Annotated in this window: 13 protein-coding genes and 1 tRNA gene; 4 read left to right on the top strand and 10 right to left on the bottom strand. The window is 44.6% G+C overall.

The genetic code is table 11. The features are described from left to right. Window positions 1-13: 13 nt before the first annotated feature. From G9Q97_RS09155 to G9Q97_RS09130, 6 genes are all read right to left on the bottom strand, one after another. Window positions 14-1,519 (bottom strand): RagB/SusD family nutrient uptake outer membrane protein, encoded by a 1,506-nt coding sequence (locus G9Q97_RS09155; RefSeq protein ID WP_166145948.1) that lies wholly within the window; start codon window positions 1,517-1,519, stop codon window positions 14-16. A 19-nt stretch (window positions 1,520-1,538) separates the two neighbouring features. Next, window positions 1,539-4,613 carry a SusC/RagA family TonB-linked outer membrane protein gene (locus G9Q97_RS09150; RefSeq protein ID WP_166145945.1) on the bottom strand — a complete coding sequence of 1,025 codons (3,075 nt, stop codon included), beginning with the start codon at window positions 4,611-4,613 and terminating at the stop codon, window positions 1,539-1,541. Window positions 4,614-4,886: 273 nt separating this feature from the next. Beyond that, the gene (rplS, locus tag G9Q97_RS09145; RefSeq protein ID WP_166145942.1) at window positions 4,887-5,252 is read right to left on the bottom strand and encodes a 50S ribosomal protein L19; all 366 of its coding nucleotides are present in this window, start codon (window positions 5,250-5,252) and stop codon (window positions 4,887-4,889) included. A 57-nt stretch (window positions 5,253-5,309) separates the two neighbouring features. Further along, the gene (trmD, locus tag G9Q97_RS09140) at window positions 5,310-6,035 is read right to left on the bottom strand and encodes a tRNA (guanosine(37)-N1)-methyltransferase TrmD (protein WP_166145939.1); all 726 of its coding nucleotides are present in this window, start codon (window positions 6,033-6,035) and stop codon (window positions 5,310-5,312) included. Between the two features lies 1 nt (window position 6,036). Continuing rightward, a complete protein-coding gene (rimM, locus tag G9Q97_RS09135; RefSeq protein WP_166145936.1) occupies window positions 6,037-6,567 on the bottom strand; it encodes a ribosome maturation factor RimM in 531 nt (176 codons plus the stop codon). A 14-nt stretch (window positions 6,568-6,581) separates the two neighbouring features. Then, the gene (locus G9Q97_RS09130; RefSeq protein WP_166145933.1) at window positions 6,582-7,304 is read right to left on the bottom strand and encodes a 30S ribosomal protein S16; all 723 of its coding nucleotides are present in this window, start codon (window positions 7,302-7,304) and stop codon (window positions 6,582-6,584) included. A gap of 286 nt (window positions 7,305-7,590) precedes the next feature. Here G9Q97_RS09130 and G9Q97_RS09125 point away from each other — a divergent pair, with 286 nt between their 5' ends. The 4 genes from G9Q97_RS09125 to G9Q97_RS09110 all read left to right on the top strand — a co-directional run bounded on the left by G9Q97_RS09125 (window position 7,591) and on the right by G9Q97_RS09110 (window position 8,551). Beyond that, complete coding sequence (locus tag G9Q97_RS09125; protein ID WP_166145930.1) at window positions 7,591-7,839, top strand: GIY-YIG nuclease family protein; 249 nt, start codon at window positions 7,591-7,593, stop codon at window positions 7,837-7,839. A gap of 68 nt (window positions 7,840-7,907) precedes the next feature. Then, window positions 7,908-8,156 carry a GIY-YIG nuclease family protein gene (locus G9Q97_RS09120; protein WP_166145927.1) on the top strand — a complete coding sequence of 83 codons (249 nt, stop codon included), beginning with the start codon at window positions 7,908-7,910 and terminating at the stop codon, window positions 8,154-8,156. A 68-nt stretch (window positions 8,157-8,224) separates the two neighbouring features. Next, the gene (locus tag G9Q97_RS09115) at window positions 8,225-8,470 is read left to right on the top strand and encodes a GIY-YIG nuclease family protein (RefSeq protein WP_166145924.1); all 246 of its coding nucleotides are present in this window, start codon (window positions 8,225-8,227) and stop codon (window positions 8,468-8,470) included. Between the two features lie 9 nt (window positions 8,471-8,479). After that, a tRNA-Arg gene (locus G9Q97_RS09110) sits at window positions 8,480-8,551 on the top strand. Between the two features lie 61 nt (window positions 8,552-8,612). Here the strand turns inward: G9Q97_RS09110 and G9Q97_RS09105 are convergent. From G9Q97_RS09105 to G9Q97_RS09090, 4 genes are all read right to left on the bottom strand, one after another. Next, on the bottom strand, window positions 8,613-9,392 hold the full coding sequence (locus G9Q97_RS09105; RefSeq protein ID WP_166145922.1) for a glycosyltransferase family 2 protein: 780 nt from the start codon (window positions 9,390-9,392) through the stop codon (window positions 8,613-8,615). Then, complete coding sequence (locus G9Q97_RS09100) at window positions 9,389-10,222, bottom strand: FkbM family methyltransferase (protein WP_166145919.1); 834 nt, start codon at window positions 10,220-10,222, stop codon at window positions 9,389-9,391. The genes G9Q97_RS09105 and G9Q97_RS09100 overlap by 4 nt, the downstream gene beginning before the upstream one ends. Before the next feature lie 86 nt (window positions 10,223-10,308). Beyond that, on the bottom strand, window positions 10,309-11,337 hold the full coding sequence (gene pheS, locus G9Q97_RS09095; RefSeq protein WP_166145916.1) for a phenylalanine--tRNA ligase subunit alpha: 1,029 nt from the start codon (window positions 11,335-11,337) through the stop codon (window positions 10,309-10,311). Window positions 11,338-11,413: 76 nt separating this feature from the next. Next, a complete protein-coding gene (locus G9Q97_RS09090; RefSeq protein WP_246255549.1) occupies window positions 11,414-15,766 on the bottom strand; it encodes an AsmA family protein in 4,353 nt (1,450 codons plus the stop codon). Between the last annotated feature and the right edge of the window lie 294 nt (window positions 15,767-16,060).

Raw genomic sequence — 16,060 nt, 5'->3', positions numbered from 1 at the left:
CATATTATTATTTTTAATATCCCGGATTTTGCACCAAATCCGAATTGATCCTTATTTGGTCCTGAGGGATAGGAAACAAAATTTCATGGGCCTCAAAGATAAAATCCCCATTGGAAAATGGAATACCCTCTCTTGAAGTAGTGGGGTCGGCACGTTCCCTTAATCCATAATCATTCAGAAAACTTACCAGTTGTTGTGTATCCATGGTCCTTTTCAGATCAAACCAACGGTGGTTTTCAAAGGCCAGTTCGATTCTTCTCTCCTGCATTACAGCCTGGCGGAAGGCATCCTGTCCCAATCCACTCAATGGATCCAGACCTGCCCTTTCCCGGACATCATTCAGGTAACCGAAGGCTGTTCCTGTGGGACCATCCGTCTCATTGATAGCTTCTGCCAGCATTAACAAAACATCTGCATACCGGATAACCGGCCAGTTGTCATTGGTCACCCCTCTGATAGAATGGGGATGGTTAAACTTATTGATAAAAGGAACCCCAACATAATCTCCATCCAGATTGGTATATCCTTCTTTCAGGGATACTTCTTTCCGCAAGTCTCCTTCTTCATAAGCTGCAATGATGTCATTGCTTGGGGTATTCCAGCCTCCGCCTTCCTGACCCGGAAAATCAATCACTGCTCCAAAAGACTCCCTTGGAGCGAATGTATAAATAAAATTACTATTAACTCCAAACTGATTTTCTCCCTGGTATTGAATATCCCAAATGGATTCCTGGTGATTTTTGTTTTGCGGGTCGAATACAGCTGCATAATCCGTCAACAAATCATATCCCAGCGAGGTAACCTGATTCAGTGCCTGTATAGCAGGACCATACTCTTTGCGGGTCAAATGTACTTTTCCCAAAAGGCTCAAAGCCGCCCCTTTGGTCACCCGACCCACTTCATCCTCATAGCTTTCAGGCAAGGCATTGACGGCATCATTCAAATCCGAAAGAATCTGCTGGTAAACGGTCTCTACGGGTTGCCTTTCATATTCAAATGCTTCTGCAGGTGAACTCACAGGTTCGGTGATGACAATCACATCTCCAAAGTGCTGTACCAGGTGGAAATACAGATAGGCCCGGATAAATTTCAATTCTCCTTCCGAACGGGTCTTGATGGCCTCGCTGGCATTGGATTCGGGAAGTTTCTGCAAAGCTGTATTCACATTTACCATCACCCCATAGGTACTGTTGTACAGGTTGGTAATATTGGGAGTGGCCGGATTGTATTGCCAAAACTCCAATGCTTCCAGGGCAGGTCCCTGTCCCCTGTTTCCAGGGTTAAAATGCAAGGTAGTATTGTCGGAAATAAATTCCGTGTATTGCCATTGGTTTAAATGGAGCGGACGCAATTGTCCATATACTCCATTGACTGCCTGAATAACCTGCGTCTCGGTTTGATAGAAATTATCAGCTACCAAAACGGTGGGGTCAGTTTTGTTCAGAAACTCTTCATCGCATGCTGAAAATGCAAGCAATGATCCCAGACAAAACAATTTTATTTGCGTGTTTATTTTCATCTCTTCGGTAGTTTAATGTTTAGAATCTGATGGTCGCACCCAAGGTAAAGGTTCTGGGCATTGGATAGGCTTCATCATCTACCCCTATATTGATTCCCCCTCTACGATTGATTTCCGGGTTTGTTCCTGGAAAATCGGTGAAAAGGAAGGGGTTTTCCGCACTGAAAAACACCCTGGCATTGGGAATCACCGGATTTTTAGGGACGGTGTAGCCCAGGGTAATGTTTCTCAGCCACACATGCGTCGCATCATAAACATAGCGGGAATTGGATTCACGCTGCCATTTCCAGGTATTGGTGGTGGCACCACGTCCATCTCCCGGATTTTCCGCTGATCTCCAGCGGTTTACTCCAGACTGCAGGATGTTAAACACCCCGTCCATGTTCATGGTAGTAGCCTCAATGTTACGGAATACATCATAGTCGAAGGCACCTGTAAACATGAAGTTAAAGTCAAAGCTCTTATAATCTCCGCCAAGGGTAAAGCCCAGAATGTAGGCAGGGTGTGGGTTGCCGATCTCTATCATGTCCTGTTGGTCATATGATATCTCTCCATCTCCATTGGCATCAAAATATTTGTAGGTTCCCGGGATGGCACCATCCTGAGTGGGCCAGGCTTCGATTTCATCCTCCGTATTAAAAATACCCTCCATGCGGAATCCATGCAGCATGGCCAGGGGACGACCCACTTTGGAAACATTGTAAGTACTATAAAAACCACCAGACCAGATCTCGTCATTTTCGCCCCTGATTTCAAGGACTTTATTCCTGTTAATGGTCAGGTTCAGATTGCTCCGCAGGTTTAGCTGGCTGATTCGGGTCCTGTAATCCAGGGCCAATTCCAACCCCCTGTTTTGCACCTGACCCACATTATCCAGCGACTGGGTGAAGCCGGAGATCACCGGCATTTCTACCGATAACAGCATGTTGTCTGTCAAGCGGTTGTAATACTCAGCGGTAAAAATCAAGCGGTTGTCAAACATGGCCAGATCCAGACCTATATCCGTTTGCTGGGATTGTTCCCATCCCAGGTTGGCATTGGCAAAATTGGACAGCACCTGTCCATTGGCAATGGTACCGCCCAGAACGTAATTGGAAAGCCTCATATTGGATAAACTGGAATAATTTCCAATGGCATTGTTACCTGTTATCCCAAAACTGGCCCTTAATTTCAGATCGGTAATCCAGTTGGTCTGAGGCATAAAGGATTCTTCGGAAATTCTCCATCCTGCAGAAAAAGCGGGAAAGTCCCCCCATTTGTTATTGGCACCAAACCTGGAACTGCCCTCTCTCCTGTAAGATGCGGATAGGAGGTACTTGTCATTAAAGGAATAATTCACCCTGGCAAAATAAGCCAGTAGGCTCCAATCTGCCTCACCTGAACTGGATACCTGCCGGATAGCTGCACTCAGGTACCGCACCTGGTCGTTGGCAAACTCGTTTCCATTCCCCTGAAGGAATTTGTAGGTTTCTTCCTGAGCTGAAAATCCCAGCAAACCGTCCACCCTATGGCTGCCCAAGATTTTACTGTAGGAAAGCAATTGGTCTGCGGAGATATTCAGCACTTCATTTCTTCTCTGGTACAAAGTGGCCTCTCTGGGAGGTGCCTGGTTAAAACCGGTTCCGGCCAAGGTCGATGGCCTGAATTCCTTCTGATCCGTATTTTCAAGAATGGCATTGACCGATGTCCTGAATTTGAAATCTTTAAGAAACGAAAATTCCAGGTAGCCATTGGTCAAAAGGTTGTTTTCATTCAGGGTCCTTTCCATTTCATGCAGTTCCTGTACCACATTGGCTGTACCGAATACTCCATGCGTACCGCCGATAAAATCATTGAAACTTCCGTCCTCATTGTAAACGGGGTTCCTGGGATCTGCCCACAATGCCCTTCCTATCAGGGCATCTCTTCCTTCAGTGGAAGCATAATCCTCCCTGGAATGGGAGGCGGCAATGTTCCAACCCATGCTGATAAAGTCATTGATCTTTCCATCGATATTTGCCCTGACGTTAAATCTCTCAAAGCCGGTCTCAATTACGGCACCCTCCTGATTGATATAGCCTACGGAAACCAGGGAGCGGATATCTCCCTTACCAGCAGATAAGGTGGCATTGTAATTTTGAAAGCGGGCGTTTTGATTCATGATCTCCTCAAACCAGTCAGTAGATATGGTGGTTTGCTCCGGAAACCTGAATTCCAAAGGAATTTCTTCCAATGCGGGCTCCCGCTGTTCGAAATAACGAATTCTGTCCACAAAACTATCGTGCTTGAACTGCGCAAACTCTGGCCCGTTCATCATGCGTGTTCTTCTGCCGTCCGGCACATTCTGAATACCGTGGTTGACCACAAAATCCAGGTTAACGGTTCCTTCTTTAGCGGATTTGGTGGTGATCAGGATTACGCCGTTGGAGCCCCTGGCTCCGTAAATTGCTGTAGAGGCTGCATCTTTCAGAACGGTCATACTTTCGATGTCGGCAGGATTCAGGTTCTGTCCCAGGGAAGTTCCTATCGGAAACCCATCCACTACATAAAGCGGCTGGCTACCGGCGCCCAGGGAACCTATACCCCGGATGGTAACTTCCATTTCCTGACCCGGTCTGCCGGTTGGTTGTCTGACCTGCACACCTGCGGCCTGTCCTTGAAGCAAACGAGAAACATTGGTAGTGGGCACATCCCCAATGTTCTCCATATTGATTACCGAAACTGCAGAAGTAATGTCTGCTTTTCTTTGAGAGCCATAGCCTACGACCACGACCTCTCCCAGGTCACCTATAGCGGCTTCCATGCTGATTTCATAGTTGGTTTGGCCACCGGTAACAGCTACTTCTTTGGTTTCAAAGCCGATAAAACTTATGGTGAGTGTTTCCCCTGAGGATGCCTGTATGGCAAAATCCCCATCCATATTGGTAACCGTACCGCGGGTAGTCCCTTTTACAAGGATGGAAACCCCCGGCAGCGGCTCAGCATCTTCTGCTGCTACGACCTTTCCTGTAATCTGCCCAGCCTGTTGGGCATAGCCTTGAAAGGTCATCAACATCAGAAAAGCCATTACTGCAATTCCAGACCCCCTGAGGGCAGAATAGTAACATTTTTTCATTGTTTTTTGAGTTTAGTTAAAATTGAATCGTGATTCTAAATAAACCCAAATTCTCCTGAAATACTATCCTGCACTATCCTGTTTAAATAAAATAATATAATGGTATAAAACTAAATGAAAAGTAAATAATGTCGATTTTTAAAAAATAAAGAATTAAAAGTGAAACTTATAAACCAAAGAAGACGCTCTCCGTTCGGCGTGAAGAAATAAATTGGTGGAAACAAAAAAGGGCCATGTGGCCCTTTTTTATGTAATGTAAATGTGAGTTGAAGCTTATTTCTTCACCCTGATTTTTTCTTTGATCTTGGCAGATTTGCCTTGTCTTCCTCTCAGGTAGAAAAGTCTTGCTCTCCTCACCTTGCCCTCACGGAGCACTTCGATCTTCTCCAGACTGGGAGAAATGATGGGAATTATTCTTTCCACACCAATCCCGTTGGATATTTTTCTTACCGTAAATGTCTCCCCATTGGTATTGACATTTTTCCTTTGGATTACGGTTCCCTGAAACTGCTGAATACGCTCTTTGGCACCCTCAGTAATTTTCACGTGAACATTGACGGTATCGCCGGCTTTGAAAGCAGGGAATTTCGATCTTGCGTCTTTGTAATCCTGTTCTACGAATTTAAGTAGTTCGCTCATTGCTTTACTATTTTGCTTCTCGCTGATATGGATACCCGGGGGATATCCTTGATTGTCTTAATTATCGTTTCGTTCTTCTATATTATCGCCTTTTTCAGCCGAAATACCTCCAGCAATTAAATCTGGCCTTCTTTCTCTGGTCCGGCGAACCGATTGTTCAAATCTCCATGATTCAATATTTGCCGCATGCCCTGACAGCAAAACCTCAGGTACCTTCCAGCCATCAAAATCGGCCGGTCTGGTGTAAACAGGAGGAGCCAGGAGCCCATCCTGAAAGGAATCTGTCAGTGCAGAAGTTTCATCGTTCAACACGCCCGGAAGCAAACGGATGATGGCGTCTGTCACCACCGCTGCAGCCAACTCTCCTCCGGAAAGCACAAAGTCACCAATACTGATTTCTCTGGTGATCAAATGCTCTCTTACCCGCTCATCTACTCCTTTATAGTGACCACAAAGGATGATCAGGTTTTTTTTCAGAGACAGTTTATTGGCCATGGACTGGTTGAAAGAGTCTCCGTCCGGTGTCATGTAAATGACCTCATCGTATTGCCGTTGGCTTTTCAAGTCGGTCATGCAATTGATAATGGGTTCGATCATCATCACCATTCCTGCTCCACCGCCAAAAGCATAATCGTCTACGTTTCTCTGCTTACCGATACCATACTTTCGCAAGTCATGAAGCCTCACTTCAGCCAGGCCCTTATCCTCCGCTCTTTTCAAAATAGAGTGGGAGAAGGGACCTTCCAGAAGTCCGGGCAATACGGTAATGATATCAATACGCATATCAATCTTCCAGGTAAATGTCAAGCAAGCCTTCCGGCAAACGGCAGAAAACTTTTTTCTCTGCCTTATCTACTTTTTGCAAAATACCTTCCTGAATGGGGATAAGCACTTCTTTTTCCTTGTATTCCATTCCTATCAGATCCTGGGTATCCAGGTCATAAATGACCTTTACCTCTCCCAATTCGCCCATATTTTCATCTATTACGGTAAAGCCTACCAGTTCATGAAAATAATATTGGTCTTCCTTGAGTTCCGGTAGAGCCGAAAGGGGAAGGAAAAGTGCCGCTCCCACCATGGGCTTGACCTGATCTACATGGTCAAACTCTTCAAATTTTGCCAGGAACTTGTTATTGGGCTGGGGTACCATGTGTTCCAGAATGAAAGGTACCAAACGGTTGGACTTTTCGACGAAAACATGATTTAAATCCTCATAGTCTTCCGGAAAATCCACATCCAACACCAGCAACAACTCCCCGTGCAAACCATGAACCTTGGCGATATGGCCCAATTGAAAACAATTGTCTTTGTTCATGGCTGAAGGTAAATTTAATCTTTTTTGTCTTCTGAATCAGCAGACTTATCAGCTGCGGGAGTTTCTTCCTTAGGGGTATCAGCAGCTTTAGCTTCGCTTTTAGCGGCTTCTTCCTTTTTAGGAGCTTCTTCTGTAGCTGCTTCAGCAGGTTTTGCTTCTGCTTCAGGAGCTTCTTCCTTTGGAGCCTCTTCCTCAGCAGCCTCGGCAGGTTTTGCTTCTTCCTTAGGTGCTTCAGCAGCCTTGGCTTCCGCTTCAGCAGCGGCAACCGCGGCGGCAGCATCGTCCTCTCGTTTCTTGATGGCATCAAGTCTGGCCTGGTTCTTGGCAGCTTCCGCTTCCAATGCAGCCTTTTTGACACTGTCTTTTGCAGATTGGATTTTATCCACTTTGCTGGCGATAGTCTTCTCCTTGTTTTCTAACCAGGCCTGGAATTTTTCATCCGCCTGTTCCTGGGTGATCGCACCCTTAACCACACCGATTTGCAGGTGTTTTTTCAACATCACACCACGGTAGGAAAGCATGGCTTTCACCGTATCTGTGGGTTGTGCTCCATTCATCAACCATTTTAACGCACGGTCATTGTTGATGTTAATGGATGCGGGGTCAGTATTGGGGTTATAAGACCCGATCTTTTCAATAAAGCGTCCATCTCGTGGAGCCCTTGCATCAGCTACTACTACATCATAGATGGCCATTTTTTTCCGGCCCCTACGTGCTAATCTGATTTTTACTGCCATATTATATTGACTTTTAGTGAATTGATGGAACCCGTCCATCCTTAATTTTTGGACTGCAAAGATAAGGCATTAAAATCAAAAAGAACAATAAGCCCATCTTTTATTTGTGAAATAGTAAAATAATGGTTTAAATTGCGGTGTTTTTCGGGGGATAAGCCCCTGATTTTGGCTTAAATAAAACCTTAAGGGCTGTTTTTCAATAAATTAGCCTTTCAAAAAAGCATGGCCTCGTAGTTCAACGGATAGAATACCTGCCTGCCGGCAGGCAGGGAAGTTTCCTGAAATTATGACAGAATCCTACACAGTTTATGCGCTGAAAAGCCTTTTTGATGGACGTATCTATGTGGATTTCACGAGTGACATGGAAAAAAGGCTTAAGGAACATAATGCAGGAAAAACAAAATCCGCAAAAGGCTTTAGACCTTGGATTTTAATTTATACTGAGATAGCAGAAACTAGGCAGAAAGCCCGAGAAAAAGAAAAATACTTAAAATCTGGCATTGGTAAAGAATTTTTGAAATCTTTGGAGTTATAGTAATTTGGCCTCGTAGTTCAACGGATAGAATACCTGCCTGCCGGCAGGCAGGGAAGTTTCCTGAAATTATGACAGAATCCTACACAGTTTATGCGCTGAAAAGCCTTTTTGATGGACGCATCTATGTGGGTTTCACGAGTGACATGGAAAAAAGGCTTAAGGAACATAATGCAGGAAAAACAAAATCCACAAAAGGCTTTAGACCTTGGATTTTAATTTATACTGAGATAGCAGAAACTAGGCAGAAAGCCCGAGAAAAAGAAAAATACTTAAAATCTGGCATTGGTAAAGAATTTTTGAAATCTTTGGAGTTATAGTAATTTGGCCTCGTAGTTCAACGGATAGAATACCTGCCTGCCGGCAGGCAGGGAAGTTTCCTGAAATTATGACAGAATCCTACACAGTTTATGCGCTGAAAAGCCTTTTTGATGGACGTATCTATGTGGGTTTCACGAGTGACATGGAAAAAAGGCTTAAGGAACATAATGCAGGAAAAACAAAATCCACAAAAGGCTTTAGACCTTGGATTTTAATTTATACTGAGATAGCAGAAACTAGGCAGAAAGCCCGAGAAAAAGAAAAATACTTAAAATCTGGCATTGGTAAAGAATTTTTGAAATCTTTGGAGTAATAGTAATTTGGCCTCGTAGTTCAACGGATAGAATAGAAGTTTCCTAAACTTTAGATACAGGTTCGATTCCTGTCGAGGCTACAAAAAACCCCTTATACAAGCTGTATTCGGGGTTTTTGTGTTTTGGGGGACAGTTTGGGTTTCAAATTTTCCCCATCCACCCCAACAAAGTATTGTAAACCCTGGACCAGCTGCGCTGAAACCGCAGGGGGCCGTTCAGCTGCTGCTGAAAAAAATCGGCGTGCTTTCTATTCAAATAATCAATCCGCTCCCGCTTTTTTCGGCCGGTTCCCGTCTTTTTCCGCTTGCTATCCGGCGTCATCCGGTAATAAAATCCAACAAAAGGAAGCTGAACTACCTCCCCTCCATTTTTGAGCATTTTGATCCAAAATTCCCAATCCTCCCGGCCCATGTGCATGTCTTCAGAAAAGCCTCCTACCGCTATTGCATCTGCTTTCCGGAACAGGGCTGCCACAAAAATCATGTTGTCCCTGGCCAGGGCCCGAAGGCTGAAGGGTTTTAATTTCCAGGGTTTTTGCCCTGCTTCGGAAAATTTTACCGCCTTGCAATAGACGACTTTCACCTCTGGCCGATCCCCTAGCAGCCCCACTGCGGCCCCAATGTAGTCCGCAGAAATCTTATCATCGCCATCCAAAGGCAGGATGATTTCTCCTTTGGCTGCCTTAATACCCGTATTTCTGGCTTTGGCCACTCCACCGTTGACCTGCTCAATGACAGTAAGTTCTTCATGCTTTTCCTTCAGGTGCAGGGCAATTTCCAGGGAATCATCCGTAGAACCATCATTGACGATCAGCACTTCAAGGGGGCGATACCTGGAGGCCAATACCGATTGCACGGTTTCCGTTAGGTATTTCCCCTGGTTGTAGCAGGGGATGACTACAGAAACCAATGGATTTTTCATCGCTCAAAAAATTGGGAAAATAGCGGATTGGATCGTTTCAATGCCAGCGTATTCGGGCCGAATTTCCGGGTGCCGTAGCCATTATCCTGCAAAAGGGAAAGGCAGGCAGCATAATCCGCCTCTTTTAAACCCACGTTTTCAAATACCACTGCCTCCGGCTGGCTTTTGGGTATATCAAATATGCGGATCACCTCCAGGTCATAGCCCTCAGCATCGATTTGCAGCAGGTCTATGTGATCAAGCCCATAACGCTGTATCAGGGTATCCGGAGCAATTACCTCCACCTCTTCCTGACTGATCCATTTGTTTTTATCTTCCGGGATCTCAATGCCGAATTTTTCGCAATTGGTAGCGACAATACCCTCCTCAAAGGCCTGTTCAATTTTTTCCCTGGAAAAGGAAGTCAGTCCGGTCGCCCAGCGCATATTGGAAAATCCGATTTTAAAAATAGGTTGGGTGCCATCTTTCTCACCTATGGCGGCACAAACCGTTTTTATGCCTTCATTTTTAGCATAGATCTTTTTCAGGAATTGGTGGTACACGTCTGGCTGGGGCTCCAGCAAAACGCCTTTCCATCGGTCCCTTTTGATAAATTTATGAATGGGATCATGTGTGATGCCATCGTTGGCCCCTATCTGTATAACCGTAAAACCAGATCTTTTGGACAAGGAATAGCTGCTGAGAAATTCACTCAGGCTACCTTTGCCAGGATTGTAAAAATACTTGTAGAAACCCACAAAAGCCGGGTTATTGGACGCACTTAGCTGGAAACGCAGGGCCTTCCATTGGCTTTGTAATTTTCTCTTGAGCGGCAAAAATAATGATTTCATAATCCTTATGTCCAAACCTTCTGTTAAATATGGCTGCCCCTTTACCAGATAAGCCTGCCTTGATCCATTGAAACCTTGTTTTTAGCTTAGAGAAAGCCCCTAAACTGCTGAAGGAAGCGGATATCGTTTTCTGTAAACAACCTGAGGTCATTGATCTGGTATTTGAGCATGGCAATGCGCTCTATACCCATTCCAAAGGCAAAACCGGTATATTTTTCCGAATCTATGCCGCAATTTTCCAGCACATTGGGGTCTACCATACCAGATCCGCCGATTTCCACCCAGCCGGTACCTTTACAGATATTGCATCCTTTGCCTCCACAAAGCTGACAGGAAATGTCAATTTCCGCACTGGGCTCCGTAAATGGAAAAAAGGAGGGCCTGAACCTGACCTGGGTATGCTTACCAAACATTTCTTTGGCAAAGTGATACAGGGTTTGCTTCAGATTGGCAAAACTGACATTCTCATCCACATAAAGGCCTTCCACCTGGTGAAAGATACAATGCGCCCTGGCAGAAATGGCCTCATTCCTGAAGACCCGTCCCGGAGAAAGGGTCCGTATGGGGGGCTTTTCATTTTCCATGACCCTTACTTGCACCGAGGAAGTGTGCGTCCTCAGGGCAATATCAGGATTTTTCTCAATAAAGAAGGTATCCTGCATTTCCCGTGCGGGGTGATTTTCAGGAAAATTCAGGGCAGTAAAATTATGCCAGTCATCTTCGATTTCCGGTCCCTCCGAAAGATTGAAACCAATTCTTTCAAATATTTCAACAATCCGCTGCCGGGTGGCAGTAAGGGGATGAATACCCCCAACAGGCCAGGAAGTGGGGGGGAGGGTCAGGTCAATGCCCTGGTTGGCCTTTTTTTGTCCCCCATTGTCGATTTGTTGGATCAGGGCCTGAAATTTTTCTTCTGCCAGTTGTTTGACTTCATTGACCTGCTGTCCGTAGGCTTTCTTATCTTCGTTGGGAATATGCCTCATTTCAGCAAAAAGAGCACCCACCACACTTTTTTTACTGATAAAGCGCATCCGGTATGCTTCCAGCTCTTCCCGATTTTCTGCATTGGCTGCTGCAATTTCCGCTTTGATCTGATCTATTTTTTCGCTTTGCATGCGCAATTTGGTCTTTTTAAGACCACAAATCTAAAATAAAATATTGAGGTGACCTACCTTTTAAATCAGGTAAAAATTATTCTTGCCCCTGGATTTGAGCTTCCTCCTCTTCTTTTCTGGGAATTTTGGGTTGCATCAAGCCCGAACTTCCCATCAAACCTGAAAAGGTAGCCTTCCACATGTAATTAAAAATGAATTTGTGAGTCATGCGCTCCATATAGATAGGCGAGGACACCAACCGGTTAAAAATGGGACGTGGATTATTTTTTCGCATGGCCAGGGCATTGATAACGAAAGTAAGTATGCCTTTTCGCCCCCCCGCTTCCCTGAGGGTGCGCTCTTCAAGAAGCCGTACTTTCAAATCGTTGTATTTCAATGTCATTTCACCTATGGCCTTGTTCTGATCCGCAATAAAATGCCAATCTCCACCTTTGATGACTCCTCTCTCAACGGTAACAAAAGCGTTGGATTCTAAGATGGAATTGATCACCGGAAGCTCAAAGGAATTTACGCTGGCCTTGACTTGAAGGGGATAAGGTTCCTTAAAAGTCATGGAAACATCAACTGCCAGTTGGGCCGCCTGGTTGATCTCAAATGATGCATTGATAAAAGCCTTGTCTCTTTCTTCCCCAAATGCTCCCAGCCTGAAGGGATACATTTGGGCATTCATCTTTGTAAAGCTTATTTCTCCTGGCACCATACCCTTCTCGGGAAACTCCCTGTACCTGAGGCGGCCATCTTTGACGATAAGGGTATCCAGGTCCAGTACCATTCCTGCTGCTTCCATCAATTGCTGAGGCATGGGTTTTACCACCGTGGTATCCTCTGTTACCCTTTTGTCCCTAAAAACCTCTGCATAGGGAGCAAAAAGTGTCATGGACCGGGCTACCAACTTTTCTTCGGCGATAAATTTCCCAGCTTCCAAACCATCGATAACCAGCCTGGGAACATAAACTTCTGCCACATCTGTCTGCTCGCCCACCTTTCTGGCATAGGCGTAGCGGCCTACTTTCGGAAAAAAGCGTACATCATTCAACACGAGCTTATTTTCTGAAATCAACACCTGACCAATATCCAGTTGGTTGAGGCTATCCGGTAATTCCAGGCTGTAGTCTTTTAATTCCAACTGGAAATCCTTGTTGAAAAAAAATGCTGTGTTAATGGTTTGATTTTGAGTAAAGTCAAAATTAAGGTCGCTGAGGATCAAACTCAGGTTATTCAATGCTGTGAGCTTGGTGGTATCGGCTTTATTCATCCAGGAAAGTTTGCCTCCGGTGAGTTTAAAATTTCTCACCAACAGGTTTTCCAGCACATTTTGTCCAGTTTCATCTTTTTTCTCACCAGGCTTGAGCCGGGTCATATTTTCCTTACCATCCAGGTAGAGACTGACTTCCGGATCGGTCAGCTCCATTAAAGAAACATCCAACTCGCCGGTTTTTTGAAAGCTTTTCAGTGACCGGGTGCTTATTGAAACTTTGGGCACCCTGGCTTTCAGGATTGGAATGCCTTTGATACCAGTAAAATTTCGGGGAACCACACTAAGGTTCTCCAGAATGATTTCTTCATCCCTGGAATCAAGTTCTATATTGGAGAAATTAATGGAATGTATACTGTCCTTTAAAGCCAGGGAAAAATCGTCGACCCCCAGGCTCATATTGGAAAAGAAACTGGCAATGTCCCCTTCTGCAAGTCTGGCAGAATCAAGAAGAAAATCAGCGATGGCAATGTTTATGCCTGTTTTGATCAAATCCAAATCTTTCCCCTCCTGATAATAGGCTACATTAAAAGAGGCATTTGAGGTAAGTATGGAATCTATCCTGATCACCTCAATTGTATTGGGCAAATTACGGCTTCTGGAATTTTCTTCTTCCGCTTCATCCCCAAACTCCCGGTTAATGGAGAGCTTCACTGCGGCATCTGAAAGCCGGAGTTGGGATAAGGAAAGGGTATTGTCAAAAAGAAAGGCTTCCAGATCCACACCGCTAAAACTGAGCTCGGGAATAACAGCCTCAATACTCACTTTTGAATCCAAATAGCTGTTTGGCATTAAGCGGACATTGAAGGTATTGATCTCTTCTCTGGCCGAATTAAAGGCTATTCGCTCCGCCACTATGTTGTATTTCCCGTTGGCTATATTAAACAAATAATTGTTCAAATTAACATCTACCTCCTCTGCGAATAGGGTGCGGTTTTCAGTTGGATCTATGTTTTCATCCAGGTAAAAATTCCTGATTTTTACCGCTATATCATTCTCTGCAAAGGTCCTGAACGTTTCATTGGCAAAATTTTCGTAAACAAAAGTCCCCTCGGCTATGCTCAACGAATCAATGCCCACCTCCCTGAAATAGTTTGAAATAAGATTTAAAATATCTCCCCGCTCCAGCTGGGCCTGTTGGGCTTCATCACTGGGAATATATTTGGACCAGCGTATGATTGGGCTTGGGATATCGATATGGTTGATAAACAAACGTTCATCAAAATAAGCCTGATTGATATCCACTCCCGTGGCCAAAAACTCCGGTATCTCAATGTCCAGGACAGTGGTCTTGTCATACCTTTCCAAAACAGGCATTATGTCCTCCGGCGAATGAGGCTTGAGCCGGAAGCCATTGATCAAAAGTAACTCATCATTGGTATCTATCAGTATCTTGTCTGCGGCAAACAGGTGCAGGTTATCTGATAATTTCAAGGCATAATCACTGATCTCCAAACGAAGGTTGTCTGCGAGGAAAATTCTGGAGGAAGAATCTGTTTGCTGTTGCTCATCCAATTGGAAATTTTCAAGGACAAAGTCTATCCTGCCGAAGGAAAGGCTGTCCTGCCGCACCCTGAGGTGATTGTCCAGGACCAGACTGCCTTCTTCCATTTCCAGTTTTTGGATGTATATGGCTTTCAAAAAACCCCGGGTAAGCTGTGAGAGGGCTGTCATAGATACAGGGGCTTTATCCCGTGAAGCATTGCCCAAAATATCTTTTATGACCACGTCGGGCGCCCTGATCATCAACTCCCCAATATCAATGATCTTTTCATTATAAATTTTCCTGAGATTGGCATTGGCAAAAGCCAATTGGGGTACTTTGATTTCAAACAGGGAAATATCTGAAAGGCTGTCCTCATCAACAATGGGCATTAATTCCACGTTATTGATGGTCACCCGGTCTTCAAATGAGGAAAGATAGATATCCTGGCCCGATACCCAATGAATTTCGTCTGCCAGGGCTATCCTTGCTTTTTTGATTTCCAGGCTGGCATCCTCAGCGTAAAAAAAACTGTTTTCGCGCAATGCTTCATCCTGTCCTATATAAACATCCTCCATTGAAAACCGAATGTCTTCGGCTTCTATTCGGTTCTTATTGGGGGAAGCAACCCCTCTCTGAAGAAATTGTCCATGATTGATGGTAAGGTGCTGGATCGAAATGGATGTCAATACCTCCCGGATAAGTTCATATAGATCAGTGGTCCTTCTTTCACTTTCCAGGGTGGACCTGTCGGTGTAAAGCACAAAGTCAGGCGCATCAAGATTCAGGTCCCCCACATTTACTTCCGCCGTCTGAAACATCTCCATGATGTCTGCATCGGCCAGCTCTAAATGGTCCAATGAAATTTCGTAATATACATCAGCCGGTTTCTCCAGATCCGGCACCACCTGAAGCATTTCGGCCTCGATTCGTTTTTCCAATGAAGAGATGGACACTTTTTGGGCTGCTACCCTATGGATGCTATCTGCCAAAACAATATCAAAGTTGTCAAAATCCAATTCAAAACCTTCAATTCCGAATGGAGTCAATTCGCTTTTTTCCTTACTTAGGTGGATGTTTTTTACATACAAATTGGTATTGGAGGCTGATATGGATTTTTGGCTGATAAAATTTTCTATCAATAAATTGGCCTGGTCCACATAAAAATCACGTATAAAAATTTCCTGAATCTTGGTGCCCAAAGATTTTTGAATTTCAGCTTCCAATAGCTGAAGCGGACTTTCATCCTCATTTTCCGGTAGTTCAGCCTGTTGTCGGGCTTGTACCACAGGTGAGCTCAGGCGAAGCACACCTATGCTTAAACTGCCGCTATTCCGGGAATAGCCCACACCCAATATATCCAGGTTTTCAAGTGATATTTGGTAATAAGGTATCCTTTCCCGGTCAAAAACCTCCGGATCGATAGGATAAAGGGTAAATCCCTCAACGAAAACACCTACCTGAAAGAGAGATACATATACCTTGTCAAAGTCTACTCCGTATTTCCCAGCTGAGGCTTTTTCTACCTGCTGTTTGATGTATTCCCTGAAAAGCCAGTCGCTCCCAAAATAGAGTCCCGCCTGCAGGGCCAACAACAAGAAAACAATGATCCCAAATACCTTCAGCCATCGCTTTCGCCTGTTACTTTGCTGTCTTGTATTTAAATTATCTTCACCCATTTGCCAGTTCAAGAATACAAAATAAAGTGGATATTATTCAATAATGACCAACAAAAGAAAAGTTGCATCAGGATTTGGGCATAAAAAAACCGGAAATTATTCGGTAAAATAATTTCCGGTGGAAAACTTTTGCTGTAGGAGAAGGATTCGAACCTCCACGGAGCCGTTAGGCAACACATTGAGCTCGATGTGTGCTTTATCCAGTACACCAGATAAATCTGGATCCTCCACCCCCGAGACAGGAGGGCTTGTCTGCCAATTTCAACATCCTACAATTAGTACCAATAAAATAATGGTTGGTTTAAA

Source organism: Cyclobacterium plantarum (genome assembly GCF_011290685.1).
GTDB classification, from domain to species: Bacteria; Bacteroidota; Bacteroidia; order Cytophagales; family Cyclobacteriaceae; genus Cyclobacterium; species Cyclobacterium plantarum.
This window is presented reverse-complemented; position numbering and strand designations above follow the sequence as displayed.